Annotated in this window: 24 protein-coding genes; 12 read left to right on the top strand and 12 right to left on the bottom strand. The window is 63.5% G+C overall.

The window, feature by feature from the left end; genetic code table 11:
- Position 1: 1 nt before the first annotated feature.
- Together QM712_RS27045 and QM712_RS27040 are read right to left on the bottom strand one after the other, a co-directional pair.
- Complete coding sequence (locus tag QM712_RS27045) at positions 2-457, bottom strand: cupin domain-containing protein (protein ID WP_415026206.1); 456 nt, start codon at positions 455-457, stop codon at positions 2-4.
- Positions 458-483: 26 nt separating this feature from the next.
- Positions 484-1,659, bottom strand: a complete 1,176-nt coding sequence (locus QM712_RS27040) for an ABC transporter substrate-binding protein (RefSeq protein WP_415026205.1) — start codon at positions 1,657-1,659, stop codon at positions 484-486.
- Between the two features lie 247 nt (positions 1,660-1,906).
- Here QM712_RS27040 and QM712_RS27035 point away from each other — a divergent pair, with 247 nt between their 5' ends.
- The 3 genes from QM712_RS27035 to QM712_RS27025 all read left to right on the top strand — a co-directional run bounded on the left by QM712_RS27035 (position 1,907) and on the right by QM712_RS27025 (position 4,736).
- Positions 1,907-2,425, top strand: a complete 519-nt coding sequence (locus QM712_RS27035) for a MarR family winged helix-turn-helix transcriptional regulator (protein ID WP_415026204.1) — start codon at positions 1,907-1,909, stop codon at positions 2,423-2,425.
- A 142-nt stretch (positions 2,426-2,567) separates the two neighbouring features.
- Positions 2,568-4,259 (top strand): benzoate-CoA ligase family protein, encoded by a 1,692-nt coding sequence (locus tag QM712_RS27030; RefSeq protein ID WP_415026203.1) that lies wholly within the window; start codon positions 2,568-2,570, stop codon positions 4,257-4,259.
- A 15-nt stretch (positions 4,260-4,274) separates the two neighbouring features.
- Positions 4,275-4,736: a RidA family protein gene (locus tag QM712_RS27025; protein ID WP_415026202.1), complete on the top strand. Its 462-nt coding sequence runs from the start codon at positions 4,275-4,277 to the stop codon at positions 4,734-4,736.
- Positions 4,737-4,781: 45 nt separating this feature from the next.
- Here QM712_RS27025 and QM712_RS27020 read toward each other — a convergent pair whose 3' ends face one another.
- Positions 4,782-5,510 (bottom strand): CBS domain-containing protein, encoded by a 729-nt coding sequence (locus QM712_RS27020; protein WP_415026201.1) that lies wholly within the window; start codon positions 5,508-5,510, stop codon positions 4,782-4,784.
- A gap of 212 nt (positions 5,511-5,722) precedes the next feature.
- Here QM712_RS27020 and QM712_RS27015 point away from each other — a divergent pair, with 212 nt between their 5' ends.
- Positions 5,723-7,570, top strand: coding sequence for a PHA/PHB synthase family protein (locus tag QM712_RS27015; RefSeq protein ID WP_415026200.1), 1,848 nt, complete (start codon positions 5,723-5,725; stop codon positions 7,568-7,570).
- Here QM712_RS27015 and QM712_RS27010 read toward each other — a convergent pair.
- Both QM712_RS27010 and QM712_RS27005 read right to left on the bottom strand, forming a co-directional pair.
- On the bottom strand, positions 7,567-8,541 hold the full coding sequence (locus QM712_RS27010; RefSeq protein WP_415026199.1) for a CHAD domain-containing protein: 975 nt from the start codon (positions 8,539-8,541) through the stop codon (positions 7,567-7,569). The genes QM712_RS27015 and QM712_RS27010 overlap by 4 nt on opposite strands.
- A 15-nt stretch (positions 8,542-8,556) precedes the next feature.
- The gene (locus tag QM712_RS27005; RefSeq protein WP_415026198.1) at positions 8,557-10,098 is read right to left on the bottom strand and encodes an AAA family ATPase; all 1,542 of its coding nucleotides are present in this window, start codon (positions 10,096-10,098) and stop codon (positions 8,557-8,559) included.
- 195 nt (positions 10,099-10,293) lie between these two features.
- Between QM712_RS27005 and QM712_RS27000 the strand changes: the two genes are divergently transcribed.
- Positions 10,294-11,133, top strand: a complete 840-nt coding sequence (locus QM712_RS27000) for a universal stress protein (RefSeq protein ID WP_415026197.1) — start codon at positions 10,294-10,296, stop codon at positions 11,131-11,133.
- 70 nt (positions 11,134-11,203) lie between these two features.
- Entirely contained in the window at positions 11,204-13,897 is a 2,694-nt protein-coding gene (locus QM712_RS26995; protein ID WP_415026196.1) for a GNAT family N-acetyltransferase, read from the top strand.
- A 9-nt stretch (positions 13,898-13,906) separates the two neighbouring features.
- Here QM712_RS26995 and QM712_RS26990 read toward each other — a convergent pair whose 3' ends face one another.
- Both QM712_RS26990 and QM712_RS26985 read right to left on the bottom strand, forming a co-directional pair.
- A complete protein-coding gene (locus QM712_RS26990; RefSeq protein ID WP_415026195.1) occupies positions 13,907-14,404 on the bottom strand; it encodes a phage holin family protein in 498 nt (165 codons plus the stop codon).
- On the bottom strand, positions 14,405-14,680 hold the full coding sequence (locus tag QM712_RS26985) for a hypothetical protein (protein WP_415026194.1): 276 nt from the start codon (positions 14,678-14,680) through the stop codon (positions 14,405-14,407).
- A 155-nt stretch (positions 14,681-14,835) separates the two neighbouring features.
- Between QM712_RS26985 and QM712_RS26980 the strand changes: the two genes are divergently transcribed.
- From QM712_RS26980 to QM712_RS26960, 5 genes are all read left to right on the top strand, one after another.
- Positions 14,836-15,972, top strand: a complete 1,137-nt coding sequence (locus QM712_RS26980) for an ABC transporter permease (RefSeq protein ID WP_415026193.1) — start codon at positions 14,836-14,838, stop codon at positions 15,970-15,972.
- A gap of 2 nt (positions 15,973-15,974) precedes the next feature.
- Positions 15,975-16,745 (top strand): ABC transporter ATP-binding protein, encoded by a 771-nt coding sequence (locus QM712_RS26975; protein WP_415026192.1) that lies wholly within the window; start codon positions 15,975-15,977, stop codon positions 16,743-16,745.
- A gap of 3 nt (positions 16,746-16,748) precedes the next feature.
- Complete coding sequence (locus QM712_RS26970) at positions 16,749-17,852, top strand: ABC-type transport auxiliary lipoprotein family protein (RefSeq protein ID WP_415026191.1); 1,104 nt, start codon at positions 16,749-16,751, stop codon at positions 17,850-17,852.
- A 141-nt stretch (positions 17,853-17,993) separates the two neighbouring features.
- Entirely contained in the window at positions 17,994-18,707 is a 714-nt protein-coding gene (locus QM712_RS26965; protein ID WP_415026230.1) for a helix-turn-helix domain-containing protein, read from the top strand.
- A 475-nt stretch (positions 18,708-19,182) separates the two neighbouring features.
- Positions 19,183-19,911 (top strand): Crp/Fnr family transcriptional regulator, encoded by a 729-nt coding sequence (locus QM712_RS26960; RefSeq protein WP_415026190.1) that lies wholly within the window; start codon positions 19,183-19,185, stop codon positions 19,909-19,911.
- 10 nt (positions 19,912-19,921) lie between these two features.
- On the opposite strand, the gene QM712_RS26955 is transcribed toward QM712_RS26960, so the two are convergent.
- The 5 genes from QM712_RS26955 to QM712_RS26935 form a co-directional block, all read right to left on the bottom strand.
- Entirely contained in the window at positions 19,922-20,698 is a 777-nt protein-coding gene (locus tag QM712_RS26955; protein WP_415026189.1) for a cyclase family protein, read from the bottom strand.
- A gap of 76 nt (positions 20,699-20,774) precedes the next feature.
- Positions 20,775-22,064, bottom strand: a complete 1,290-nt coding sequence (locus QM712_RS26950; RefSeq protein ID WP_415026188.1) for a TRAP transporter large permease — start codon at positions 22,062-22,064, stop codon at positions 20,775-20,777.
- A gap of 16 nt (positions 22,065-22,080) precedes the next feature.
- Positions 22,081-22,596: a TRAP transporter small permease gene (locus QM712_RS26945; protein WP_415026187.1), complete on the bottom strand. Its 516-nt coding sequence runs from the start codon at positions 22,594-22,596 to the stop codon at positions 22,081-22,083.
- A gap of 30 nt (positions 22,597-22,626) precedes the next feature.
- A complete protein-coding gene (dctP, locus tag QM712_RS26940; RefSeq protein WP_415026186.1) occupies positions 22,627-23,619 on the bottom strand; it encodes a TRAP transporter substrate-binding protein DctP in 993 nt (330 codons plus the stop codon).
- Between the two features lie 43 nt (positions 23,620-23,662).
- A complete protein-coding gene (locus QM712_RS26935; RefSeq protein WP_415026229.1) occupies positions 23,663-24,406 on the bottom strand; it encodes a GntR family transcriptional regulator in 744 nt (247 codons plus the stop codon).
- 103 nt (positions 24,407-24,509) lie between these two features.
- On the opposite strand from QM712_RS26935, the gene QM712_RS26930 reads away from it, so the two are divergent.
- Positions 24,510-24,717: SDR family NAD(P)-dependent oxidoreductase (locus QM712_RS26930; protein WP_415026185.1), on the top strand; the 208-nt coding region annotated here is incomplete at its 3' end.

The raw sequence follows: 24,717 nt of genomic DNA, 5'->3' as shown, positions 1-24,717 counted from the left end.
GCTAGCCGCCGGGAGGCGGCGGCAGGAAGTGGATGTTGAACTCGGCGGCCATCGCCACCACGTCTTCCGGCTTCTGCTCCTTCATGTTGTGAAGGCCCCAGAACAGGTCGAACAGCTTGCGGGTTGGCGAAACCCAGAACAGCACCTTCGCGGTCTGCTCCGACTTGTTGAAGATGCCGTGGGGCACGCCCATGCCGAGCCGGATCAAATCGCCGGGCGTCGCTTGCGCCTCGGAATTGCCGAGCAAGAAGTCGAGCTTGCCCTCCAGCATGTAGAGATACTCGTCCTGGTCGGGATGGATGTGCGGCGGCACGAACGTGCCCGGAGGCAGCGTCGCGTGCCAGGAAAAGCTGTGTTCGGTGTTGCTCTTCGGCACATAGGTCTGGCCGAGAATGTTCCAGGAAATGCCCTGAATACCTTCATTGGCTCTCGTGATGCCGGTGATTTCGCCTTTCATTGCTTCCTCCCGTAATTCTCGGCGGCTTAGTTTGTCGCCTTGCAATCCTTGGAATAGCGATCGCCGTAATTCTCGAAGACCTTCTGCACGATTTCGGTCTGGAACTTGCCGTCCGGACGCTTGGCGACCTTGGTCAGATAGAAATCCTGGATCGGATATCCGTTGGTGTTGAATTTGAAGGCGCCGCGCAATGAGGTGAAATCGGCTTTCTTCAAGGCGGTCGCGACCGCTTCCTTGTTGGAGAGGTCGCCCTTCACAGCCTTGACCGCGCTGTCGATCAGCATCGCGGCATCATATGCCTGGAAGGCGTAGGTGCCGGGCACGCCGTTATAGGCGGCCTCATAGGCCGCGACGAACTTCTTGTTCTGGGGATTGTCGAGATTGGGCGCCCAGTTCGCTCCGCCGAACATGCCGACGGCGGCATCCTGCTGTGCCGGAAGCGTCGATTCATCGACCGTGAAGGCCGAAAGCACCGGAATGGTATCGGCAAGGCCGGCCTGCCGGTATTGCTTGACGAGATTGACGCCGAGGCCGCCGGGCATGAACGTGAAGAGCGCATCGGGCTTCTGTGACGATATCTTGGAGAGCTCCGGCTGGAAGTCCAGCGTGTTGAGCGGCATGTAGGACTCTTCGACGATCTCGCCTTTGTAATCGAGCTTGAAGCCGGCGACCGAATCCTTGCCGGCCTGATAGTTCGGCACCATCAGGTACATGCGCTTGTAGCCGCGATCCTGCGCGACCTTGCCGAGGATCTCGTGGACCTGATCGTTCTGATACGACGTCACATAGAAGAACGGACTGCAGTCCTTGCCGGCATAGGTCGAGGGACCGGCATTCGGGCTGATCAGGAACACCTTCGATTCCGTGACGGGCCGGTGGATCGCCTGCAGGATGTTGGAGAACACCGGACCAACCACGAAGTCGACCTTGTCGCGCTCCAGCAGTCCCTTGACCTTCGTCACGGCCGCATCCGGTTTCAACTCGTCATCGGCGACGACCACCTCGACATCGCGGCCACCCATCTTGCCGCCAAGGTCTTTCACGCCCAAGGCAAAGCCGTCGCGGACTTGCTGGCCGAGCGCGGCTGCGGGCCCGGACAATGTCAGGATCACGCCGATCTTGATCTTTTCCTGGGCGGCGGCTGGGTTCAGTGCGGTGCCGAGCAGCAAGGTTGCCGCGGCCAAGGTCAGTTCCGTCTTCATGATCTGTCCCCCTGACTATCGGCTTGCATCGCAAGCCGTGTACGCCGATCGAAGCTTATGCCGATGATGGCTGCCCCGGCAAGGAAAGCTCGCGGCGCCGCCATCGCGTGAGCGGCGCATGCAAGCGGCGCGCCAATTATTTGAAGCCTAAAGAATCTCGCATGTGGTCGATTGTTGCAGCTTGGGACTTGCGGCCCGCGTGAATATATTTGAAGCTCAAAACGTTGGGGAATCCGCGCCGGCGCCAATGCCAGCCGTGAGTGATTGCATCAAGATGCTCGATTCCGAGACCAAGGCCGTCGAACTTCCCGAGGATCACGCTGAAGAGCTTCGGCTGTGGTTGCGGCTGTTGACCTGCACGACCCTGATCGAGGGCGAGGTTCGCGGCCGGCTGCGGCAGCGGTTCGACGTCACGTTGCCACGCTTCGACCTGATGGCACAGCTCGACAAGGCATCCGACGGCATGACCCTGTCCGACGTCTCCAAGCGCATGATGGTGTCCAACGGCAATGTCACGGGTCTCGTCGAGCGTCTCGTCGAGTCCGGCCATCTGGATCGTCGTACGTCGGAGACGGACCGCAGGGTCCAGGTGATCCGGCTGACCAAGCTTGGCCGTGCGGAGTTTCGCAGGATGGCAGCCGAGCACGAAAGCTGGATCGCCGACCTCTTTGCCGACCTGACTCCGAAAGATGTCCGCGAGTTGATGCGGCTTTTGGCCAAGACGAAGGCGTCGGCGCAGAAATCGGCTGCGCGCCGCCGGCCCTGAAAGCCCGGGGCGCTCGCCAGCTTCCTTGTCCGCAGAAAAAGCACGGCCTGCCTAAAATCCGCTATTGCGCCAAATTGTTTTAAGCCTAAAATGTTTCACATAGAGTGCTGCCGGGTGCTTTCCATGCTGAAAGGAGCGTGCGATGGCCAACGCCGCCAAGGTGCAAGTGTCGGGTTCGGGTGACGGCAACGCCGCGACGGCCCATGCCGATACATTCGCGCGGCAGCATCTGCCGCCGCGTGATCTCTGGCCGGACTTCATTTTCACGCGGCCCGAACTGCACTACCCGTCGCGCTTGAACTGCGTCGGCTATTTTCTCGATCGCTGGGTCGAGCAGGGCCATGGCGACGCCCCTTGCGTGATCAGTCCCGCCGTCAGCTACAGCTATCGCGAGCTGCAGGAACTCGTGAACCGCATCGCCAACGTGCTGGTCGGCAAACTAGGTCTGGTGACCGGCGGGCGAGTGTTGCTGCGTTCCGCCAACAACCCCATGATGGTTGCGACCTATCTCGCCGTGATCAAGGCCGGCGGCATCGTCGTGGCGACGATGCCGCTGCTCCGTGCCAAGGAGCTGTCATATCCGATCCAGAAGGCGGAGATCACGTTGGCTCTCTGCGACGGAAAACTCTCGGAAGAAATGGAAAGGACGAAGGCGGCGGCTCCGGGCCTGAGGCAGGTCGTCTATTGGGGCAACGGCGCTGCGGACTCGCTCGAAGCGCTGGTCGCGGACGCAAGTCCTGCGTTCGACGCCGTCGATACGGCTGCGGACGACGTCTGCCTGATCGCCTTCACATCGGGTACGACCGGTGATCCCAAGGGCACCATGCATTTTCACCGGGACATGCTCGCGGTCTGCGACGGCTATGCGCACAATATCCTGCGGGCCGAGCAGAAGGATCGCTTCGTCGGCTCGGCGCCGCTCGCCTTCACGTTCGGTTTCGGCGGCGTGCTGTTTCCCATGCACATCGGCGCGTCCTTCGTCGTGCTGGAGAAGACGACGCCGGACGACATGCTGTCGGCGATCGAACGATACAAGATCACGGTTTGCTTCACCGCCCCGACCGCTTACAGGGCGATCATCGGCAAGCTTGCGGGGCGCGACATCTCCTCTCTCCGCAAATGCGTCTCGGCCGGCGAGACTTTGCCCAAGCCGACCTTCGATGCCTGGCTCAAGGCCACCGGCATCAAGTTGATGGACGGCATCGGCTCGACCGAGATGCTGCATATCTTCATCAGCGCGACCGAGGACGAGATCCGGCCAGGTGCGACCGGCAAGCCCGTGCCGGGCTATGAGGCCAAGATCGTCGATGACGAGGGCAACGACGTGCCGCCGGGCACGATGGGGAATCTCGCTGTACGCGGGCCGACGGGCTGCCGCTATCTCGCGGACGAACGTCAGCGCAAATACGTTCGGAACGGCTGGAACATCACCGGCGATACCTATCTGATGGATAGCGACGGCTATTTCTGGTACCAGTCGCGCTCCGACGACATGATCGTGTCGTCCGGGTACAATATCGCTGGTACAGACGTCGAGGCGGCGCTGTTGACGCATCCATCCGTCGTCGAATGCGGCGTCGTAGGTGCGCCGGACGAAGCGCGCGGAATGATCGTGAAGGCCTATGTCGTCGTCGCACCCGGCGTCACGCCGGACGTTCAGCTCGCGGCTGAATTGCAGGAACATGTCAAACGCGAGATCGCGCCTTATAAGTATCCGCGCGCCATCGAGTTCGTGACGCAGTTGCCGAAGACCGAGACCGGCAAGTTGAAGCGCTTTGCCTTGCGGCAACTGGCGCAGGTTGCGGTGACGTCATCGGGCGTCGCAGCCGAATGAGAGAAGGATAGGGAATTGTCCGCAACGACGCCGAAGAGCCCGCAGCTTGCCGTGCTTCCGACCGCAGCCGATGGCGCGCCGCGGGGCGCTCAGGTCCTCCAGCCGTCCGGCTGGCCGATGCCGAAAGGCTATGCCAACGGCATCGCCGCGGAGGGGCGCATCGTCGTCACCGGCGGCGTGATCGGCTGGGATGCGGAGGAACGTCTGGCGGACGGCTTCGTCGCGCAGGTGCGCCAGACGCTGAGCAATATTGCCGCGATCCTCGCCGAGGCCGGTGCGCGGCCCGAGCACCTTGTCCGCCTGACTTGGTACGTCGTCGACATGGACGAATACCTGGCCAGCCTGAAGGAGCTGGGCCAGGCCTATCGCGCGACCTTCGGTGCTCACTATCCCGCGATGGCGCTGGTCCAGGTCGTCCGCCTGGTCGAAAAGGCGGCGCGCGTCGAGATCGAGGCCACCGCCGTTATTACTCGCTGATCTTCCCTCAGCTTCTCATCTGCCCCTTCCTCGGCTCGGGAGGGCTCAGCTTGCCTTGGCGAGATCATCGTCCTCGGGGGAGTTCAGGTAGACGCCCGACACGGTGTCCACCCAGCAGAGATGGTCGTGCACCTTCTTCACGCCCTCGACATTCTCCGCCGCGACGATCGCCGCCTGCCGTGCGCGTTCCTCGGTGATGACGCCGCTGAGGTGAACGATGCCGTCGCGGACGATGACGTTCAGCCCGAACGGGCACCAATCGCTCTTCTCCATGACATCGATGATCCGGCTGCGCACGTGGTCGTCGTCGGCCGTCGGATCGGGCACCTCTCGGGCAAGGCCGGCAACGGCCTGAAGCAGGTTGGCACGCGAGACGATGCCGACGACCTTGTCGGCCCGGACGACCGGAAGCCGCTTCACGTTGTGCCGCTCCATGAGGTCGACGATCTCCGCGAGCGCGGTATCATCGGTGATGGTCACGGGCGAGGCGGTCATGACCTCCGAGACCTTGCGTCCATGTTCGTGGACGAAATCGCTGGCTGATTTGCCGGGGCCGAGGATGAATCTCAGCCAGCGGCCTCGCTTGCGACCAGTGCCGATCTCGCTGCGCCGGATGAAATCTCCCTCCGAGACCACGCCAACGAGCTTGCCGGCCTCGTCGACCACCGTCAGGCCGCTGATGTGCCGCTGCAGCATGATGTTCGCGGCCTCGACGATACTGGTATCGGGGGTAACCGAGATGACCGACCGGGTCATGATCTGGTGGGCTCGCATGGAGAAACTCCGCAGGTTTGACGAATTTCGATCGGATCAGCTTAGGTCCGGCGCCGGGGCGCGGTTTGATGCAGGTCAAGCGGCCGCGGCCGGCCGTTCTCGTTTGAGCAATCGTGATTGTCTTTCCGAGTTGATTCAGCTCAACGCCCATCCGAAGCGCGCGGCCATATTCCGGGACGGATACAGTCCAGAAGCGCGCGGGAACTTCGATCATGAGCGTCGTGCACAAATTTCCACGGACAGAGCCGCCGGCTCCGGTACTCTCCGCCGATCCCGCCACCAGCGTCGAATCTCCTCGGGGAAGCCCCGAAGCGCCGGCGCGAGAGGCGGCCACCGACGCTGATCCTCCGGCGGAGCCGTATGCTCTCGACCGCGCATCTCATGCGGTGCTGGCGCGGCTCACCGGCGGAATTTCGCCGGTGGCACTGTCGCTCGCCTATCTCGATTGGATTTCCCATTTCGTGGCGGCCCCGCAGCGCCGAATGGAGATCGCGCGCGATGTCGTTCACGAGAGTGCCCGTTTCGTGGAGGCCGCGTTGCATGTGACGTCGCCGGATCACATACCCTGGTCCGTGATCCGGCCGCAAGCGCGGGATCGCCGCTTCAAGGAGCGACCATGGGAGACCGCGCCGTTCAATCTGCTTGCACAGGCGTTTCTGCTCGGAGAGCGCTGGTGGCACGATGCGACCACAGGCATCCGCGGTGTCTCGCGCGCGAATGAAGCCATGGTCGAATTCTCGGTGCGTCAGATGCTCGATATGTGGGCACCCTCGAATTTCGCTGCGACCAATCCGGAAGTGCTCGAAAAGGCCTTCCAGAGCGGGGGCGAGAATTTTGTCTTCGGCTGGCAGAATTGGTGCAGCGACTTGATCCGCCTACTGTCAGCAGCGAAGCCGTCAGGCGACGAGCAGTTCGTGGTCGGAAAATCGGTCGCGGCCTCGCCGGGCAAGGTGGTCTACCGCAACGATCTGATCGAGCTGATCCAGTACCAACCGACGACCGAGACGGTCCGGCCCGAGCCGATCCTGATCGTGCCGGCCTGGATCATGAAATACTACATCCTCGATTTGTCGCCGCGGAATTCGCTGGTCAGCTATCTGACCGGCCAGGGCTTCACGGTATTCGCGATCTCCTGGCGCAATCCGGGCGCCAAGGACCGGAACGTCGCCTTCGACGACTATCGCAAGCTGGGCGTGATGGCCGCGCTGGACGTGATCGGCCGGATCGTGCCTGGCCGCAAGACACACGCGCTCGGTTACTGCCTGGGTGGCACCTTGCTGTCGATCGCCGCCGCCACGATGGCCCGTGACGGCGATGATCGCCTTGGCACCGTCACGCTTCTGGCGGCTCAGACGGACTTTACGGAAGCGGGCGAATTGACCCTTTTCATCAACGAGAGCCAGATCAGTTTTCTCGAAGACATGATGTGGGAGCGGGGCTATCTCGATACGACGCAGATGGCCGGCGCCTTCCAGTTGCTTCGCTCCAACGACCTGATCTGGTCGAGGCTGTCGCACGACTACCTCATGGGAGAGCAGGCGCCGCCGAGCGACCTGATGGCCTGGAACGCCGACGCCACGCGGCTGCCCTATCGGATGCATTCGGAATATCTGCGCAGGCTGTTCCTTGACAACGATCTGGCCGAAGGCCGCTACCGCGTCGGCGGCAGGAGCGTTTCGCTGTCAGACATCCATACGCCGATGTTCGTGGTTGGAACGCTGGGAGATCACGTCGCGCCGTGGCGATCGGTCTACAAGATCCATTATCAGGTCGATGCCGATGTGACCTTCCTGTTGACCAGCGGCGGTCACAACGCCGGAGTCGTCGCACCGCCGGACGAACCCGGACACAGCTATCAGGTCATGACCAAGGCCGCCGATGAGCCCTATGTCGGCCGGGAGGAGTGGCTCGAGCGGGCGCCGCATGTCCAGAGCTCATGGTGGCCGGAATGGACGAAGTGGCTTGCCGCGCGCTCTGGCGCAGCCTGCGCGCCGCCGGGGATCGGCCTCGGAGACGTCGACAGCCTGCCCGATGCGCCGGGAGATTACGTCCACAGCTAGTCGTCGGCTTCCAGAGCGGGTCCGAGGTCGGACGAGCGGAAAGGCTTGGTCTTGTCCAGCTTCCGGTAAGCGGCCATCGCGGTTCTAAGCAGACGCTTTTCGCGCTTGCGATCGTGGAAGTGAGCGGCCGCGTCGGGACCGGCTCCATTCAGGGAGGCAGCGAGGGCCTGGCCCCGCGCATCGTCGTTCAGCTGTCCGAGGCACCGCTGCGCCTTGCGCAACTGTTTGAGAACGGCCTTCTGCTTCTCCAGCGATTTGTCGGCGAACAGGTCTTCCACCGATTCGATCGAGTAGGTCAGCCGCTTGTTGAGCAGCCGCAGCTTGTGCCGTTTCTCGATGTCGAGCTTTGCCAGCTTCCGGGCCTTCTTGAGCAGCGTCTTTTCCCATTTCGCCAATTGGGCCGACGCGTGGTCGGCAAGCGAGCAGCGACGCAGCCTGATGGTCTCCTTGCTGCGCCGGGTCGACCATGGGCCGCTCTTGATCCAGGCCGAGGTCTGATCGATCAGGCGGCGGTATCGCGCCGATTGCAACGCGCGCGTCAGGAGGCGGTGGCTTTCGGCGCGCTTCTCGTCCCAGGCCCGGAGCTCGGCGATCACGGCAAGCTCGTTGCTGGTCGCAGCGACGACGCGTTCAATCGCGACGTCGAGGTCGCGCACCATGCCGAGCTGGTTGTTCAGCCACCTCAGTTCTGCCCAGACGCCGGCTCGCAGCGCGTCGTCGACCATGGGCGAAAAGAAGCGAATGGCCGTTCGCAGATGCGTCAATGCGATTCGGATCTGGTGCAGCGCCTCGGGATCGCCGCGGCACGTGCCGTCATGCTGGGCGATGACGGCGTCGAGGTGACGACGGGCGATGATCCGAAATGCCGTATCGCAGGCCATTCCCGGGCTCAGGCGGCCCGGCAGAGCATTGCGCCGCGCCGCCGGTCGGGTGTGAGCGGTCGCCGTCGGGGTCGTGGTGGGTCGCGACATCCTTGCCCGCGCCAATCAGATTGCCTTGCCTACTTCAGCGATCGCGTCCCGGCAGTGCTGCAGGGTCCGCTCGGGTGTCCCGGATGCATCGATCGTCGCCCAACCGACATGGCCGATATTATAGTTCTCCTGCAGCGCGGCAACCTCTTGCGTCGCGTCCGATGCATCGCCCTGGCGGTTACCGATTCGCGCCTGCCTCGTCGCAAGATCCGCGACCAGGAACAGACCGTGCAGGGGCGCATTGTGCTCTCGGGCCAAGGCGGCAAACGCGTCGCGTTCGAACTCCTGCGCGAAGACTGCGTCGACGATCACGGAGTGGCCTTGCGCGAGCACCTGCCGGGCGCGCTGCGCCAGCGTCTCATAGACGCGTGCCGTGACGTCGGGCCGGTAGGTCGACGGCGGCAGCCGTTCCGTGTGATTGACCCGAAACAATTGCTTGCGAACGATGTCGCTGCGTAGCACCACGGCCCCCGGCTGCGGAGCCACCGCGGGCGCCAGCGCGCGGGCAAGGACGCTCTTGCCGGTGCCTGACAGTCCGCCGACCGCGATGAGACGCGGGGCGGCAGGATGGATCAGCGTCACGGCCAGCTTGAAATAGCGGTCGGCCTCGTCCTGGATTCGGGGGCCGTCGGCATCGGCCCGTTGCAGCCGAGCCAAGGCGACCTGGGCCCGGATCGCGGCGCGAATGGACATGAAGAGAGGAAGCGTGCTCAGCGCATCGAGAGTCTCGATGGGGGCCGCGATCAGATACTGGTTCAGGACGATATTGGCAGCCTCGGTCCGGCCATGGAACACAAGGTCCATGATCGTGAATGCGAGGTCGTAGAGCACGTCGACGGTTGCAAGCCGTGCGTCGAACTCGATGGCATCGAACAGCACCGGAGTCCGGTCGACCAGCACGATATTCGCAAGATGCAGGTCACCGTGGCAGCGGCGGACGAAGCCTTGCCGTCCGCGTCGCTCGAGCAGGGAGCGGGTGCGCAGAAACGCCTTGTGCGTGGCATCGCCAAGCCGATCGACCTCTGCCGCGTCGAAATGGTTGCCGTTCCGCAAACCCTTGCTGTTTCCGTCGATCAGGGCAGGGATGGAAGAGACCCATGCATCGCCGTCGGCGCCGGGCGCCGATGCATGCGAAGCCGTGATCGCCTCGGCAATGGCCGAGGCGAGAGCCGAGTCCAGCGGGCCGGCCTTGGCCAAATGGTCCAGCGTCCGGCTCTCATCGAAGCGAGACATGTCGACCGCATATTCGATCGGTTGGCCGGGGCCGTCGATCTCCACCGATCCATCAGCCTCCCGTGTGATCGCCACGACGCGATGATAGATTTGCGGCGCAAGGGGGCGGTTGATCCTGATCTCCTCTTCGCAGGCCGCCTTGCGCCTAGCGAGGGTGGAGTAGTCGAGGAACGGAAACCGGACCGCGCGCTTGATCTTCAGCGCGCGCGATCCCTCGAGGAAAACCGAGGCGGCGTGCGTATCGATCCGGATCGCGCCCGGATGCCTGGCGGGCTCGGTGAGCGCCGCGAAGACCCGTTCCTGTGTCGCAGAATCGTCCGTCATCCCTGGTGGCGTGGTTCGATGCGTCGGCAAGCGGTCCGGACCGCGGATCATTTTAACCCTAGGACATGACTGCGACGAGTCCTTGACTTCCATCAAGTCCTGTCGTGGGCTGGCAGGATGGCGTTTCCCATGCTTGAGGCGGATCAAGCATGTCGGCGGCAAAGCCGCCTATGCTGGCAGGCGAGGAGAATTCCGATGCCCATCAAGGACGTCTTTCTGCCGCTCGTCGGCCAGCCGCGCGCACCGGTACTTGCCGCGATCGACAAATGCGTGGCTGTCGCCGCCGACCTCGGAGCCAGGATCACAGCGCTGGCGTTGGAGGACGATAAGTTCGTACGACCGAAGGTCGTATTTCCCGATGGTCCGGATATCGCGGAGCCCAATGGCGCGCCCGAGCTGGGCGACATACAGCTTCTCCTGAACGCCTTCGACAACGCGTTGTCCCGAACCAACATTCGCGGCCAGAGCCGGTCAGGCAGGGTGCCGGCGGACCGGATCGCGTCGACCTTGGCCGAACATGCGCGGTTCAGCGACCTCACGCTGATTCCCGTGAAGCCGCATGACAGCCGCACCGAGAACCTCGTCGAAACGTTCCTGTTCGAATCTGGTCGGCCGCTGCTGCTCTGTCCGGAACGTCACGTCGAGACGCTACGCCCCGAATTCGAGAACGTCATGATCGCCTGGGATCACTCCGCCCGGGCCGCGCGGGCGGTCGGCGATGCGCTGCCGATCCTTCAGGCGGCGACCGCGGTCCGCGTGATCAGCGTGGTGGACGACAAGACCGAGGCGGTGATGCAGTCGGGCACGAGCCTCGTCGATCATCTGAGGGAACATGGAGTCTACGCGTCTTTCGAAACGGTGAAAGGCAGCGGGAGCTCGATCGGCAAGGTGCTCGGAAGCTGGGCGCAGTCCCACGCCATCGACACCATCGTGATGGGTGCCTACCATCATTCGCGCCTGAACGAGATCGTCTGGGGCGGTGTGACGAAGACCGTCATCGGCGAGCCACCGTGCTGGGTTATGATGTCGCACTAGGTGCCTTCGCCCCATTTTCGAGCGCGCTTTCAACTATCGGACCGGACGTCCGATCGGACGATTTGCCATCATGTCGACCTACCGCTTGAAAAACTTGTTGTCGCCTCAGTCCGTGGCTCTCGTCGGGGCGAGCCCGCGCCAGGGCTCTGTGGGGCGTGCCGTTCTGGAGAACATTCGCAAGGCGGAGTTCAAGGGACCGTTCGGCCTGGTGAATGCCCGTCATTCCGAGATCGGCGGCGTTGCCTCCGTGAGCAGCCAGGACAAGCTGCCATTCGTGCCCGAGCTTGTGGTCATCACAGCGCCCGCTGCCGAGGTTCCCGGCATCGTCGATCAGGCCGGACAACGTGGGTCGGCTGGTGCGCTCATCGTCTCGGCCGGGTTGGGGCATGGGCCGGGATCGCTGCACGAGTCTGCAATCGCTGCGGCCCGCAAACACGGCATGCGGCTGATCGGTCCGAACTGTCTGGGCATCATGATGCCGGGCGTCAGTCTCAACGCCAGTTTCGCCGCGAGCATGCCGCGTGCCGGAAACCTCGCGCTGATTTCGCAGTCGGGCGCGATTGCGGCCGGCATGGTGGATTGGGCGGCGCAGCGTGGCGTCGGTTTCTCCGGCATCGTGTCGATCGGTGATCAGATCGACGTCGATATCGCCGACCTGCTCGATTATTTCGCGATGGATCACAAGACCCGCGCGATCCTGCTCTATATCGAGGCGATCAAGGACGCGCGCAAATTCATGTCTGCCGCGCGCGCGGCGGCGCGCGTGAAGCCGGTCGTCGTGGTGAAGTCCGGCCGCATGGCGCAGGGTGCGAAGGCGGCCGCCACGCATACGGGTGCCCTCGCGGGCTCCGATGCCGTCTACGACGCGGCGTTCCGCCGTGCCGGCGTTCTCCGCGTCGCCGATCTGCGCGAGTTGTTCGATTGTGCCGAGACGCTCGGCCGCGTCGAAGACCCGACCGGCAAGCGGCTGGCGATCCTCACCAATGGCGGCGGCATTGGCGTGCTGGCTGTCGATCGGTTGGTGGAACTCGGCGGTATCGCGGCGCCCATGACGGCGGATACGCGCAGGAATCTCGATGCGGTGCTGCCCGCGACCTGGTCCGGCGCCAATCCCGTCGATATCGTGGGTGACGCGGATGCATCGCGCTATGCGGCCGCGCTGGAGGTGTTGCTCGACGATCCCGGCAACGATGCCGTCCTGATCCTCAACGTGCAGACCGCGATTGCCTCGGCCGCCGACATCGCCAGGACGGTGACCGAGCGCGTCAAGGCCTATCGCGACAAGCATCGCAGCTGGGCCAAACCGGTGCTCGCCGCCTGGGTCGGCGCGGATCAGACGATCATCGAAACCCTGTCCGGCGCAGGAATTCCAAACTATCCGACCGAAGACGACGCGGTGCGCGGCTTCATGCATCTGGTCAGGCACCGCGAGGTGGTGGAGGAACTGAGCCAGGTCCCACCGGCGATGCCGGATACGTTTGCGCCGGATGTCGCGGCCGCGAGACGCATCGTCGCCTCCGCGATCGCTGATGGCCGCAAATGGCTCGAACCGGTCGAGATCAAGCACCTGCTCGAAGCCTACGACATCGCGATGGTGCCGACCTATGCGGCGACCGATATCGAAGAAGCCGTAGCCTGTGCGAACGAGATGTTCGCGCAAGGCGCGACGGTCGTGCTGAAGATCATGTCGCGCGACATCGTGCACAAATCCGATGTCGGTGGCGTCGTTCTCAACCTGACCACAGCCGATGCCGTCCGGGCGGCCGCATCCGACATTCTCGCGCGGGCGAAGAGGTTGCGTCCGGAAGCCCGGATCTCCGGCGTCATCGTTCAGGCCATGGTCGTCAAGGCGAAGGCGCGCGAGTTGATCCTGGGCCTTGCCGACGATCCGACCTTCGGTACGGTCGTCGTGTTCGGCCGGGGCGGGACGGCAGTGGAAATCATCAATGACAAGGCTCTCGCGCTCCCACCGCTCGACCTGCAGCTGGCCAGTGACCTGATCGACCGAACCCGCGTCTCGCGACTGCTGCGTGCCTATCGGGACGTGCCGGCGGTCAAGCAGGACGCAGTCGCCCTGGTGCTGGTCAAACTCGCGCAGATGGCCGCCGATGTTCCGGAGATCCGCGAGTTCGACATCAATCCGCTGCTGGCCGACGAAACCGGAGTGACGGCGGTCGATGCACGCGTCGCGGTGGGGGTGCCGCAGCGGAAGTTTTCCGGCTCTGGCCCGGCCAATTTTGCCGTTCGGGCATATCCGTCGCGGTTGGAGCGTCATATCGAGCTCAAGGACGGTTGGCGAATCTTCGTCCGGCCGATACGCCCCGAGGACGAGCCGACCATCCACGAATTCCTGCGCCATGTGACGGCCCACGATCTCCGTCTGCGGTTCTTCGCGCCGATGAAGGAATTCACCCACGAATTCATCGCTCGCCTGACCCAGCTCGATTATGCGCGCGCGATGGCGTTCATCGCGTTCGACGAGGCCACCAGCGAGATGGTGGGCGTCGTCCGGATCCATTCGGACTCGATCTACGAGAGCGGCGAATACGCCATCCTGCTGCGTTCCGATCTCAAGGGCAGGGGGCTCGGATGGGCTCTGATGCAGCAGATCATCGACTATGCGAAGTCGGAAGGGCTGAAGACCATATCGGGCGACGTGCTCAAGGAGAACGTCACGATGCTCGATATGTGCCGGCAACTCGGCTTCGAGGTGAAGCCGGATCCGAGCGAGCCCGACGTCTGCGACGTCAGGCTGAGGCTTTGAACGAACGCGTTATGAGTGAACTCCGCGGGACGCCGTTGCGTCACCGGCCGCGGAGCCTTTGGCCGCGCTCCGCAAATTCTTCACGATGATCGCGATCAACGGGATCAGCACCGGCACGACGGTGCTCAGCGGATGGTGGACCGCGCCTGCGACCTGGGCCTGAAGCGCGCATGCTTCCCGTTGAAGGGCTTCGATGGAGGCGTCGTGAATTTCATTGGCCAGCTCGATGTCGCGTCCCGAAGGCGGGCGATTTGCGGCGAGGAGGAGGACCGCTGCGAGGGCGAAATTAACAACGCCGAGAATGGCAGCCGCGGCGATCGCACTCCAGATCTGGACCAGGGCGAAATAGGCCGACAGTTCGAGCATCAGGAGCCCGAACGCGGCGATCAGAGCGGCGAAGGCGCGCAGGCCCATCCCGGCCAGCAGATGGCGCAGCTTGATATCGGCGATGATCCTGTCGGTGCGCCAGAGCACGCGGAGGTGTTTGACGATATTTTCCGTGCTCACCTAGTGTCTCCTGAGCATGAAGCCGACCACGACGCCGAGCGCGAATGCCGAGGCGAGCGATGCGACCGGGCGCTCGGTGACGAGGCCGTGGAGTTGCTCCCGCTCGTCGCTGACGGTCTCGCCGAGCTCGGCAAGCGCAGCCTTGATCTGTTCGGCCAGCGCCTCGGCGCGGTCTTTTGACGCATCGAGCATTTCGTCGCCGGCGGTGCTCAGCAAACGAGTGACGTCGATCTTGAGCGCTTTCAACTCGTCGCTCAGCCTGCCGGTGTCGAACATTGGCGGTCTCCGTTGAACGAAGAAACCCTAAGCGTGCCTGTCCTGGCGGTGATTGATTTGCGTCAAGAAAGCGACGGGACCGTGTTTGAGCCAAGTCAATCGGACGGCCTCACGATGGCCTAGAAGGGGACCAGTCGTCCCACGAGGATAAGCGCGTGAATTCAGAACCCCTGCTGCTGGCAACGCCGTCGGGCGATGCGCTCGAATTGCGTCCGGAAGGGTCATGGGTTGCCGCCAACGTCTCGACGCTCGAATCGTTGTCCCGATCGATCGGGAGGGATCTCGAGCGATCGCGAAGCGTGACGCTGGACATGTCAGGAATCGGCGCGCTCGACACGCTCGGCGCCTGGGTCCTGGAAAAGCTGTCGCGCAAGGCCGCATCGTCCGGCACACCTGCCGAGATCGTCGGTGTCGCTGACCGGTTCAGTGGGCTGATGGAAGAGGTTCGTCAGGTCAACCGCCACACGCCGCCATCGGCGCCGGCCTTCAATCCGGTTCTGCTCAGGCTGAACGATCTCGGCAAGTCCACGGTTGCTGCGCGGGAAGATGTCGCGATCTTTCTTCAAATGCTCGGTGCATTGTTCGTGTCTGTGATCGGCATCTTGCGCCGGCCGCGATCTTTGCGGATGACATCGCTCGTCTACCAGCTCTACCGGATAGGCTGGCAAGCCATTCCAATCGTCCTGCTGATCACTTTCCTAATCGGGGCGATCATCGCCCAGCAGGGCTTCTTCCATTTCCGCCGGTTCGGAGCCGAGTCCTACACCGTCGACATGGTCGGCATTCTCGTGCTGCGCGAATTGGGCGTGCTGATCGTCGCCATCATGGTCGCGGGCCGCTCGGGAAGTGCTTACACCGCCGAACTCGGCTCCATGAAGATGCGGGAGGAGATCGACGCGCTATCGACGATGGGCCTCGACCCGATCGACGTGCTGATCCTGCCGCGAGTGGCCGCCTTGGTCATCGCGCTGCCGATCCTCGCCTTCATCGGGTCGATCGCCGCGCTCTATGGAGGCGGCATCGTCGCGCAGTTCTATGGCGATATGAGGCCGGCGATCTACCTCGCGCGGCTGCGTGAGGCCATTTCCGTGACCCATTTCGAGGTGGGCATCCTGAAAGCGCCGTTCATGGCGCTGGTAATCGGGATCGTCGCCTGCAGCGAAGGACTGCGGGTGAAGGGCAGTGCCGAGTCGCTGGGCAGGCAGACCACGACATCGGTGGTGAAGTCGATCTTTCTCGTGATCGTGCTCGACGGCCTATTTGCCATCTTCTTCGCTTCGATCGGAATGTGACGATGCCTGAATCACAACAGGAGTTCGCGATCCGCGTCCGTGACCTCGTGGTCGGATTCGGCCGCCAGACCGTGCTCGACCAACTTTCGCTCGACGTCCGCAGAGGCGAAGTCCTCGGGCTGGTCGGAGCCTCCGGGGGCGGCAAATCGGTCCTGATGCGCACCATCATCGGGCTCATTCCGCGGCGGAGCGGAACGATCGAGGTGATGGGGCGGCCGATTGGCGGCACGCATGATCGCGGCGCGGCCGGGAAGTGGGGAATCCTGTTCCAGCAGGGCGCCCTGTTCTCGTCGCTGACGGTCCGGCAGAACGTGCAGTTTCCACTCCGCGAAAACCTGGTCCTGTCGCAGGAGCTGATGGATGAGATCGCGACCGCCAAGTTGGAGATGGTCGGGTTACAGGCGGAAGATGGCGATAAATACCCCGCGGAGCTGTCCGGTGGGATGACCAAGCGCGTGGCGCTGGCGCGCGCGCTCGCGCTCGATCCTCCGATTCTCTTCCTCGACGAGCCGACTTCCGGACTCGATCCCATTTCTGCCGGTGATTTCGACGCACTGATCGGGACGCTGCAAAGGACCTTGGGGCTGACCGTGTTCATGGTCACCCACGATCTCGCGAGCCTGACCACGGTCTGCGACCGCGTCGCCGCGCTCGCGGACGGCAAGATCGTGGCGATCGGCCCGATGCGCGAGCTGCTTCAATCCGAGCATCCCTGGGTGCGCGCCTACTTCCACGGCAAGCGCTCGCAGATGCTGCAACCCCAGATGAGATGAAACATGGAAACCCGCGCTCCCTACGTGCTGATCGGCACCTTCGTGCTGGCCGCGATCGTCGCGGTCTTCGGCTTCGTCTATTGGCTGAACAACACCGGCGGCATCGGGCCGCGCACGAGTTACCATATGCAATTCCAGGGGCCTGTGCCGGGCCTGCTCGTTGGCGCGGGGGTGCTGTTCAACGGCATTCGTGTGGGCGAGGTCACGGAATTGGGTCTTGCTCCGGACAATCCGCGTTTCGTCAATGCGACGATCGCGGTCGCCTCGACCACGCCGGTGCGTGCCGACACCAAGGTCGGGCTCGATTTCCAGGGCCTGACCGGTGTGCCGGCGGTGGCGCTCGAGGGCGGCACAATCGTCGCCGCATCCGGCGAGCCCCGGACCCTGATCGCTGATGCCGGCGCGGGGCAGAGCATGACGCAGGCGGCGCGGGATGCGCTGCGGCGGGTTGATTCCGTGCTGGAGGACAATTCGGGTCCGCTGAAGGATACGATCGCGAATTTCAAGACGTTCTCCGACGGGCTTGCGCGCAACACCGGTAAGCTCGACGGCATCCTGGCAGGCCTCGAAAAGATGACCGGGGGTGGGACGCCCGTGCAGAAGATGACCTATGACCTGCGCACGCCGCAGAATTCCGGTCCGGTCGGCAAGACGCTTTCCGCGTCCTTGGCCATCCCCGAGCCGACCGCCGTCGCGATGCTCCAGACGCAGCGCATGCTGTTCTCGCCGGTCGGGGACAATCCCGGCTTTGCAGATTTCCTCTGGGCCGACAGCATTCCAAAGCTGGTGCAGGCGCGGCTGATCGACAGTTTCGAGAACTACGACATCGCCCACGCGCCATTGCGCACGACCGATCTCGGACAGACGGATTATCAGCTGCTGATCGACATCAGACGCTTTCGCATTGCTACGGAGGGAGATCCGCAGGTCCAGATCGGGCTGTCGGCCAGGATCGTCGACAAGAACGGCAAGGTGATCGCGTCACGCCTCGTCGAGACCAGCGAAAAGCTGGACAAAGTCGAGCCCGCGGCCGCGGTCGCCGCGTTCGACGCGGCATTCGCGCGCATAGCCAGGGAGTTGATCGAATGGACTGTGCAGGCGGTCTAGAGCGCTTGCGCGGGTCATCCGGATCCTCGCTGATGCCTTCGAACTTGATCTGCGTCAATTGGCTTTGGCGCGATGCGGTAAAATACACGCGCGCGGTGGGCTCGGCAGGACGCGAAAGCCGGTCGGCGCTTGGAGCTGTGGATGAAACCTTCCGTGGTTGCGATTGAGGCGAGCGGGCATTTCTGCAGTGATTGTGCGGTACGCGAATTCGCGGTCTGTTCGTCGCTGACGGCCGCCGAACTCAGGGAGTTCGAATATCTCGGGCGCCGGGTGCATTTCGACGCGGGCGAAACCGTGTTCTCCGAGGAGGACACCACGACCTCATTCTACAACGTTCTCGAAGGCGTCATGAGGCTTTACAAGCTGTTGCCCGACGGCCGGCGCCAGATCGTCGGCTTTGCCCTGCCAGGCGATTTCCTGGGGATGAATATTTCCGGCCGGCACAATTTTTCGGCCGATGCGATCGGCGCGGTGACCGTATGCCAGTTCGCGAAGGCTTCATTTGGCCGCTTCATCGAGGACCGGCCCCATCTGCTACGTCGCATCAATGAACTGGCAATTCGCGAGTTAAGCCAGGCGCGCGACCATATGGTCCTGCTCGGCCGCCGCTCGGCTGAGGAGAAGGTTGCGACCTTTTTGCTCGGCTGGCGCGAGCGGCTGCTCGCGCTCAAGCGCGCCTCGGACAGGGTTCCTCTTCCGATGAGCCGTCAGGACATCGCAGACTATCTCGGCCTGACCATCGAAACCGTCAGCCGCACCTTCACCAAGCTGGAGCGGCACGGCGCGATCGAGATCATCCAGGGCGGCATCAGCTTGCGCGATGCCGCGCTGGTGGAAGCCTTGGCCGCAGCGTGATGCGGGCTCTGCCGGATTGCTCTCCCATTATTGATCCGGATCAATGACACCGGTTGTCGGTCGCGAATAATCCCCTCAAACAATGAGGGAGGGGATGATGCCGACTGACGCACTGCTGGTGACGATCGCCGTCGTGGCCGTATTTGTTACCTTTGCCGCGACCTTGGCCTGGGCGGATCGGCAGACCAGCGCGGGCCGTCGCGACGTCCGCTGATATTCCCCCGATCACAGCCACATCTGGGCATCCGGCTTGGGTGCACTTGTGGCGAGCCTCTCGGCAGTCCCTATCGCGGCTCCGATGGCGCACGTGTGCAATTGCTGGTTATTAGAATGATTCTATGCGCCTTTTAGGTGTGGCGCCCCGGCCTGACCGGGGCATTTGCCTAAAACTGTCGGTCTGCTTTCCGGTTGAAATACGCGGCAACGTTGACTACGCAGGAACCTCAATGCCTCGCAGTCTTAGGAGTCCCGCGGCGTGCCTCAGGACAAGACAGGCGACCCCCGACAATCGTCGGGCAACAAACTATTGGTTTTGCGCAAGCACCCGATCTTCGCGGATCTCGAGCCGGATGCGCTGGATCAACTGTGCCGTTATGCCAAGCACACCACGGTCAAGCGTGGTGCGACGATTGCTGCCAAGGGCGATCCCGGCAACAACCTGTTCGCGGTGATCTCGGGCACGGTCAAGATATCGTCCTCGTCGCCGGATGGGCGGAACGCGATCCTCAATCTCATTGGGCCCGGAGAAATATTCGGAGAGATCGCCGTTCTCGACGGTGCGCCGCGCTCGGCTGACGCGACCGCGAACACCAATTGCGAGCTCTACATCATCGATCGTCGTGACTTCCTGCCGTTCGTGAAGAGCCAGCCGGCGCTGGCGATGAAGTTCATCGAACTGCTCTGTGCGCGGCTGCGCTGGACCAGCCAGCAGGTCGAGCAGGTGATCCTGCAGAATCTGCCGGGGCGGCTCGCGAGCGCGCTGCTTGGTCTCACCGAAGAGCGCAAGCTCGACTCCGGCAGTGGAACGCTTGCCATCACCCAGCAGGAGATCAGCGAGATGGTGGGCATGACGCGCGAGAGCATCAACAAGCAATTGCGCGCCTGGTCGGGTCGCAACTGGGTGCGCCTCGAACATGGCGCCATCGTCGTGCTCGATACCGATGCGTTGCGTGAACTGGCCGAGAGCGGCCTCGACGGCGAGTGACGTCGTTCTCCTAATCGTCGATGATCGCGACCGCGCGGGTCCACCCGGCGGAGGCGCGTTCGATCTTCACCGGGAAGCAGGAGACCGTAAATCCGGTCGGCGGCAGCTTGTCGAGATTGTGCAGCTTCTCCAGATGGCAATAGCCGATGTGCCGTCCCGCCTTGTGGCCTTCCCAGATCAGGGCCGCATTTCCCGACCCCGCGTACTTCTTCGCGGTGTGGATGAACGGCGCGTCCCAGCTCCAGCCGTCGGTTCCGGTCAGACGCACGCCGCGTTCCAGCAGATACATGGTCGCCTCATAGCCCATGCCGCAGCCGGAACTCACATAGTCAGCGGCGCCGAACTTCGCGCCGGCGCTGGTATTGACCACGACGATCTCCAGCGGCGAGAGCGTGTGGCCGATCCGTTCGAGTTCCTTCTTCACGTCGCCGGCCGTTGCCACGTAGCCATCGGGCAGATGCCGGAAGTCCAGCTTCACGCCGGGCTGCAAGCACCACTCCAGCGGCACCTCGTCGATCGTCCATGACCGCTCGCCGCGATTCATGGTCGGGTGGAAATGCCAGGGCGCGTCCAGATGCGTGCCGTTGTGGGTCGATAGCGAGACCTGCTCGACAGCCCAGCCCTGGCCGTCCGGCAGGTCCTCCGCCTTGAGGCCGTCGAAGAACTGCAGCATGCGCGGCAGGCCCTGCTGGTGATCGATGTACTGGATCGTCGGGTGGTTGCCCGGCGGATCGGCCGGCACGTCGTTCTGCAGCGGCACGGAAATATCGATCAGCCTCCGTGGCATGGCGTTCCCCTCGCGACGTTGTTTCCGCACATCTTGCAGATGGCGCGCCCGCGACGTCAAGCCGGCGCGAGGAGCTTCATCGCAGCACCATGCGCGGCAGCCAGAGCGAAATCTCCGGCAGGTAGGTGACGAGCATCAGCACGAACAGCATGACGCCGTAGAACGGCCAGATCTTGCGCATGACCTCTTCGAGCGTGACCTTGCCCACCGCGCAGCCGACGAACAGGATCGCACCGACGGGCGGATGGCACAGGCCGATTCCGAGGTTCAGCAGCATGATCATGCCGAAGTGCACGGGATCGACGCCAAAGTTCTGCATCACCGGCAGAAGGATCGGCGTGGCGATCAGGATCGACGGAGCCATGTCGAGCAGCGTGCCGAGCAGCAACAGCAGCACGTTCAGCAGCAGCAGGATGACGTATTTGTTGTCGGAGATCGACAGGAAGAACGCCGTCATCTTCGCCGGCATCTGCGTCAGCGCCATGATGTAGCCGACGGCCGAGGCGCAGGCGATCAGCGTCATCACCATGGCGACGGTGCGCAGTGTCCGGTGCAGCAGCACCGGCAGGTCGCGCCATCGATAGTCGCGGTAGATGAACATCGTGACGAAGAACGCCCAGATGCACGCGACCGCGCCGGCCTCGATTGCGGTGAAGATACCGCCCAGGATGCCGCCGAGGATGATGACCAGCGTGATCAGGCCCCAGGCCGCGTCGATCGTGATCCTGATTGCATCCTTTGCCGGAACGGTCCGGCCGTGCGGATGGCCTTCGCGATAGGCGATCACGAGGCACAGGATGATCAGCGAAAATCCGATCAGCAGCCCGGGGAATACGCCGGCCATGAACAGCGCGCTGATCGAGATGGTGCCGCCGGTCGCGAGCGAATAGAGCACGGCATTGTGGCTCGGCGGCACCAGCAGCGCCTGCACCGACGACGAGATGGTCAGGTTGGTCGCGAACACGCGCGGATAACCGTTCTTCTCCATCTGCGGGATCATCACCGAGCCGATCGCGGAGGTGTCGGCGACCGCCGAGCCGGAGATGCCGCTGAGGAACGTCGTCGCCAGCACGTTGACGATGGAGAGACCTCCACGGAGCCGGGTGAGACCGACCAGCACGTCGGCGAAGGCGACGAGCCGACGTGCCATGCCGCCTTCCGCCATGATCGCGCCGGCGAGCACGAAGAACGGGATTGTCAGCATCGCGACCTTGCTGACGCCGTCGGAAATCTTCAGCATCAGCGCCTCGGGCGGGATGCCGACCGACACGGCGCCGGCGATCGCGGCCATCGCAAGCGAATAGGCGATCGGCATGCCGATCAAAAAGCAGAAGATCATCGTGCCGAGCAGGATGAGGATGTCCATCTCGATCTCTCCCGGCTCACTCGAAGGCCGCTGGTTCGGAATGCTTTCCGAGCGGATCCGGCGGTACGCCGAGGAAGATCCGCTCGATCACGAAGAGCAGGAGGCAGGCACCGCCGACGGGGATGGGCAGGTAAGTGACGCCGACCGAGAGCGAGGGGAAATCCGCGATGGTGTTGTACCAGGTGATTTCGACGAGGCGCTCGCCCCAGATGACCATGAACAGCGCGATCAGGGCCATCAGGAGCTGGACGAGGAGGTCGGTCGCCCGTTGCAGGGGCGGGGGAAGCTTTTTGGCGAAATAGGCAACGCTCATGTGCAGATTGAGCCGGTAGCCTGCGGCGGCGCCGATGAAGGTCAGCACGATCGTCAAAAGCACGGCCATCGGCTCCGGCCATGAGGCCGCGCTGTTGAGCACATAGCGCGTGAACACCGCCCACGGGATCACGGCGGAGATCGCGACGAGCGCGACGCAGCCGACGATCACGCACAGCAGGTAGAGGTAATCCATCGCTCGGCGAAACAGTGCGGCCATGCTCGGGTTTCCCGTTGTGTCGGCGTTCGCCTAGAGCGCCTTGATGCGCTGGATCATGCTCTGGTACTTCGGACCGTATTTGTCCCAGACCGGCTCGACCGCGCTCTGGAATGGCGCCTTGTCGGCGATCTCCACGATTTCGCAGCCCGCGGCCTTGGCCTTTTCCATCGCCGTCTGCTCGTATTTCTTCCAGAGCTCGCGCTCCTCGATCTGGGCTTCGCGCGCGAATTTCTTGACGAGGGCCTGATCTTCGGCGGACAGCGACGTCCACGCTCGCTTCGAGAAGCAGAGGATCTCCGGAATGATGAGGTGTTCCGTCAGCGAGAAATACTTGGCCGCGGTGTAGTGATTGCTGAAGACGTAGCTCGGCGGGTTGTTCTCCGCGCCGTCGATCACGCCGGTCTGCAGCGAGCTGAACACCTGATCATAGCCCATGGCGATGCCGTTGCCGCCAAGTGCCTTCACCATGTCGATGAAGATCGGATTGCCGATCACGCGCAGCTTCAGGCCCTTGACGTCGGCGATCGACTTGATGGGATGCTTGGTGTTGTAGAAACTGCGCGCGCCGGAATCCATCCAGCACAGTCCGACGAGATTCGCATTCGGGCTCGCCGTGATCTTGTCGAGCAGCTCCTGGCCGATCTCGCCGTCCATCATCTTTTGGGATTGCGCCACGTTCTTGAACAGGAACGGCATGTTGACGACGTTGATGTCGTCGACGATCGGTCCGACCGCGCCGGCGCTGACGCGCAGCATCTGGATCGCGCCGATCTGGGTCTGCTCGATCGTCTCCTTCTCGGCGCCGAGCTGCGCAGACGGATAGGTCTGGATCGAGAGCCGGCCCTGGGTCGCCTCGGCGAGCTTCTTGCCCATGCTTTCGACGGCCGCGACGGTCGGATAGCCGGTCGGCTGCACGTCGGAAGCCTTGAACACGGCCTTGGTCTGCGCGCGTCCGGACGACAGGGGTGCGAGCGTTGCTGCCCCGAGCCCGGCGCTCAACTTGATGAAATCACGGCGTCGCATTGTAATCCTCCCTCATTCCTTCTTTGTTTGTGTCGTTGTGTCGTCATTCCGTGCTTGCGAAAAACTCCGGATTGGTATGCTGGGTCTCCGATATGTCGCGGAGCAGCCGGTCGAGATGTCGCTCCATCGCTATTCCCGCCCGTTGCGGATCGCGAGCCTCGATCGCCGCGAGGATCGGCTCGTGCTCGGCGATCACCTGCGACATTCGGCCGGCCACAGGCAGCGTCAATTGACGATAGCGATCGACATGCACCTTCACCTGCATGATCAGGGTCCAGATGCCGGGATGGCTCGCAACATCGGCGATGGTGGCGTGAAACAGTTCGTCCGCCTGATGAAACGCGGTGCGGTCGCCGGCTTCATCGGCTTCGCGCTGGCGCTCGACGATCGACCGCAACTGCAGGATCTGGCTCGCGGTGGCGCGTTCGGCCGCAAGCCGCGCGGTGGTTTCCTCCAGCGCCTTGCGGATGATGATGGCTTCGGGCAGGGCAGCGAGCGGAATGCGGGAGACGAAGATGCCCGATTGCGGGAAGACGTCGAGCAGGCCTTCGTCGGCGAGCTTGAGGATCGCCTCGCGCACCGGCGTTCGGCTGACGCCGTAAGTGAGGGCGATGTCCGCCTCCGAGATCACCTCGCCGGGCCGGCGCCGCATCGACACGAGCTCGCCGCGGAGCTCGCTATAGATGCGCGCCGAGGCAGTCGCCCGCTGCGGCGGCTTCCCGCGACGGGGAGCCGTCGCCGCCGGGGCGACTGCATCCTGGGCTTTCCTCGTGATGCGTGTGGACATGCTTTTGGTTGAAATTGATATATTAGTATACGAGACAAACTGCGACAAAAAGTCAATCGAGGATGTTGGCTTGTTGTGCGGCGCAACATAGGAGGACTGGTTCGTGACGGACTATCGCAAGCTCTTCGACCTCGGCGGCAAGACCGCGGTGGTGCTCGGTGCCGCATCGGGCATCGGCAAGTCCTCGGCGGAAGCGCTCGCCGATCTCGGCGCCCGCGTCGTGTGCGCCGACCGCGCGCGCGAGGCGGCAGAGGCGACGGCGGCCGGCATTCGGGACCGGGGCGGCTGGGCGGAAGCCGCCGCCTGCGACG

Origin of the sequence: Bradyrhizobium sp. (assembly GCF_047605465.1) — a bacterium.
Taxonomy (GTDB): domain Bacteria; phylum Pseudomonadota; class Alphaproteobacteria; order Rhizobiales; family Xanthobacteraceae; genus Bradyrhizobium.
The sequence above is the reverse complement of the archived record's forward strand: the minus strand, read 5'-3'. Positions and strand labels throughout refer to the sequence as shown.

Excerpts from the sequence above, each read along its gene's own strand:
- dctP (WP_415026186.1), bottom strand. The coding sequence starts at position 23,619 with ATGCGACGCCGTGATTTCATCAAGTTGAGCGCCGGGCTCGGGGCAGCA.
- QM712_RS27020 (WP_415026201.1), bottom strand. The coding sequence starts at position 5,510 with ATGCGAGCCCACCAGATCATGACCCGGTCGGTCATCTCGGTTACCCCC.
- QM712_RS26970 (WP_415026191.1), top strand. The coding sequence starts at position 16,749 with ATGGAAACCCGCGCTCCCTACGTGCTGATCGGCACCTTCGTGCTGGCC.
- QM712_RS26975 (WP_415026192.1), top strand. The coding sequence starts at position 15,975 with ATGCCTGAATCACAACAGGAGTTCGCGATCCGCGTCCGTGACCTCGTG.
- QM712_RS27005 (WP_415026198.1), bottom strand. The coding sequence starts at position 10,098 with ATGACGGACGATTCTGCGACACAGGAACGGGTCTTCGCGGCGCTCACC.
- QM712_RS27045 (WP_415026206.1), bottom strand. The coding sequence starts at position 457 with ATGAAAGGCGAAATCACCGGCATCACGAGAGCCAATGAAGGTATTCAG.
- QM712_RS26965 (WP_415026230.1), top strand. The coding sequence starts at position 17,994 with ATGAAACCTTCCGTGGTTGCGATTGAGGCGAGCGGGCATTTCTGCAGT.
- QM712_RS26955 (WP_415026189.1), bottom strand. The coding sequence starts at position 20,698 with ATGCCACGGAGGCTGATCGATATTTCCGTGCCGCTGCAGAACGACGTG.
- QM712_RS26985 (WP_415026194.1), bottom strand. The coding sequence starts at position 14,680 with ATGTTCGACACCGGCAGGCTGAGCGACGAGTTGAAAGCGCTCAAGATC.
- QM712_RS26995 (WP_415026196.1), top strand. The coding sequence starts at position 11,204 with ATGTCGACCTACCGCTTGAAAAACTTGTTGTCGCCTCAGTCCGTGGCT.
- QM712_RS27035 (WP_415026204.1), top strand. The coding sequence starts at position 1,907 with ATGCCAGCCGTGAGTGATTGCATCAAGATGCTCGATTCCGAGACCAAG.
- QM712_RS26950 (WP_415026188.1), bottom strand. The coding sequence starts at position 22,064 with ATGGACATCCTCATCCTGCTCGGCACGATGATCTTCTGCTTTTTGATC.
- QM712_RS26935 (WP_415026229.1), bottom strand. The coding sequence starts at position 24,406 with ATGTCCACACGCATCACGAGGAAAGCCCAGGATGCAGTCGCCCCGGCG.
- QM712_RS26945 (WP_415026187.1), bottom strand. The coding sequence starts at position 22,596 with ATGGCCGCACTGTTTCGCCGAGCGATGGATTACCTCTACCTGCTGTGC.
- QM712_RS27010 (WP_415026199.1), bottom strand. The coding sequence starts at position 8,541 with ATGTCGCGACCCACCACGACCCCGACGGCGACCGCTCACACCCGACCG.
- QM712_RS27040 (WP_415026205.1), bottom strand. The coding sequence starts at position 1,659 with ATGAAGACGGAACTGACCTTGGCCGCGGCAACCTTGCTGCTCGGCACC.
- QM712_RS27030 (WP_415026203.1), top strand. The coding sequence starts at position 2,568 with ATGGCCAACGCCGCCAAGGTGCAAGTGTCGGGTTCGGGTGACGGCAAC.
- QM712_RS27000 (WP_415026197.1), top strand. The coding sequence starts at position 10,294 with ATGCCCATCAAGGACGTCTTTCTGCCGCTCGTCGGCCAGCCGCGCGCA.
- QM712_RS27015 (WP_415026200.1), top strand. The coding sequence starts at position 5,723 with ATGAGCGTCGTGCACAAATTTCCACGGACAGAGCCGCCGGCTCCGGTA.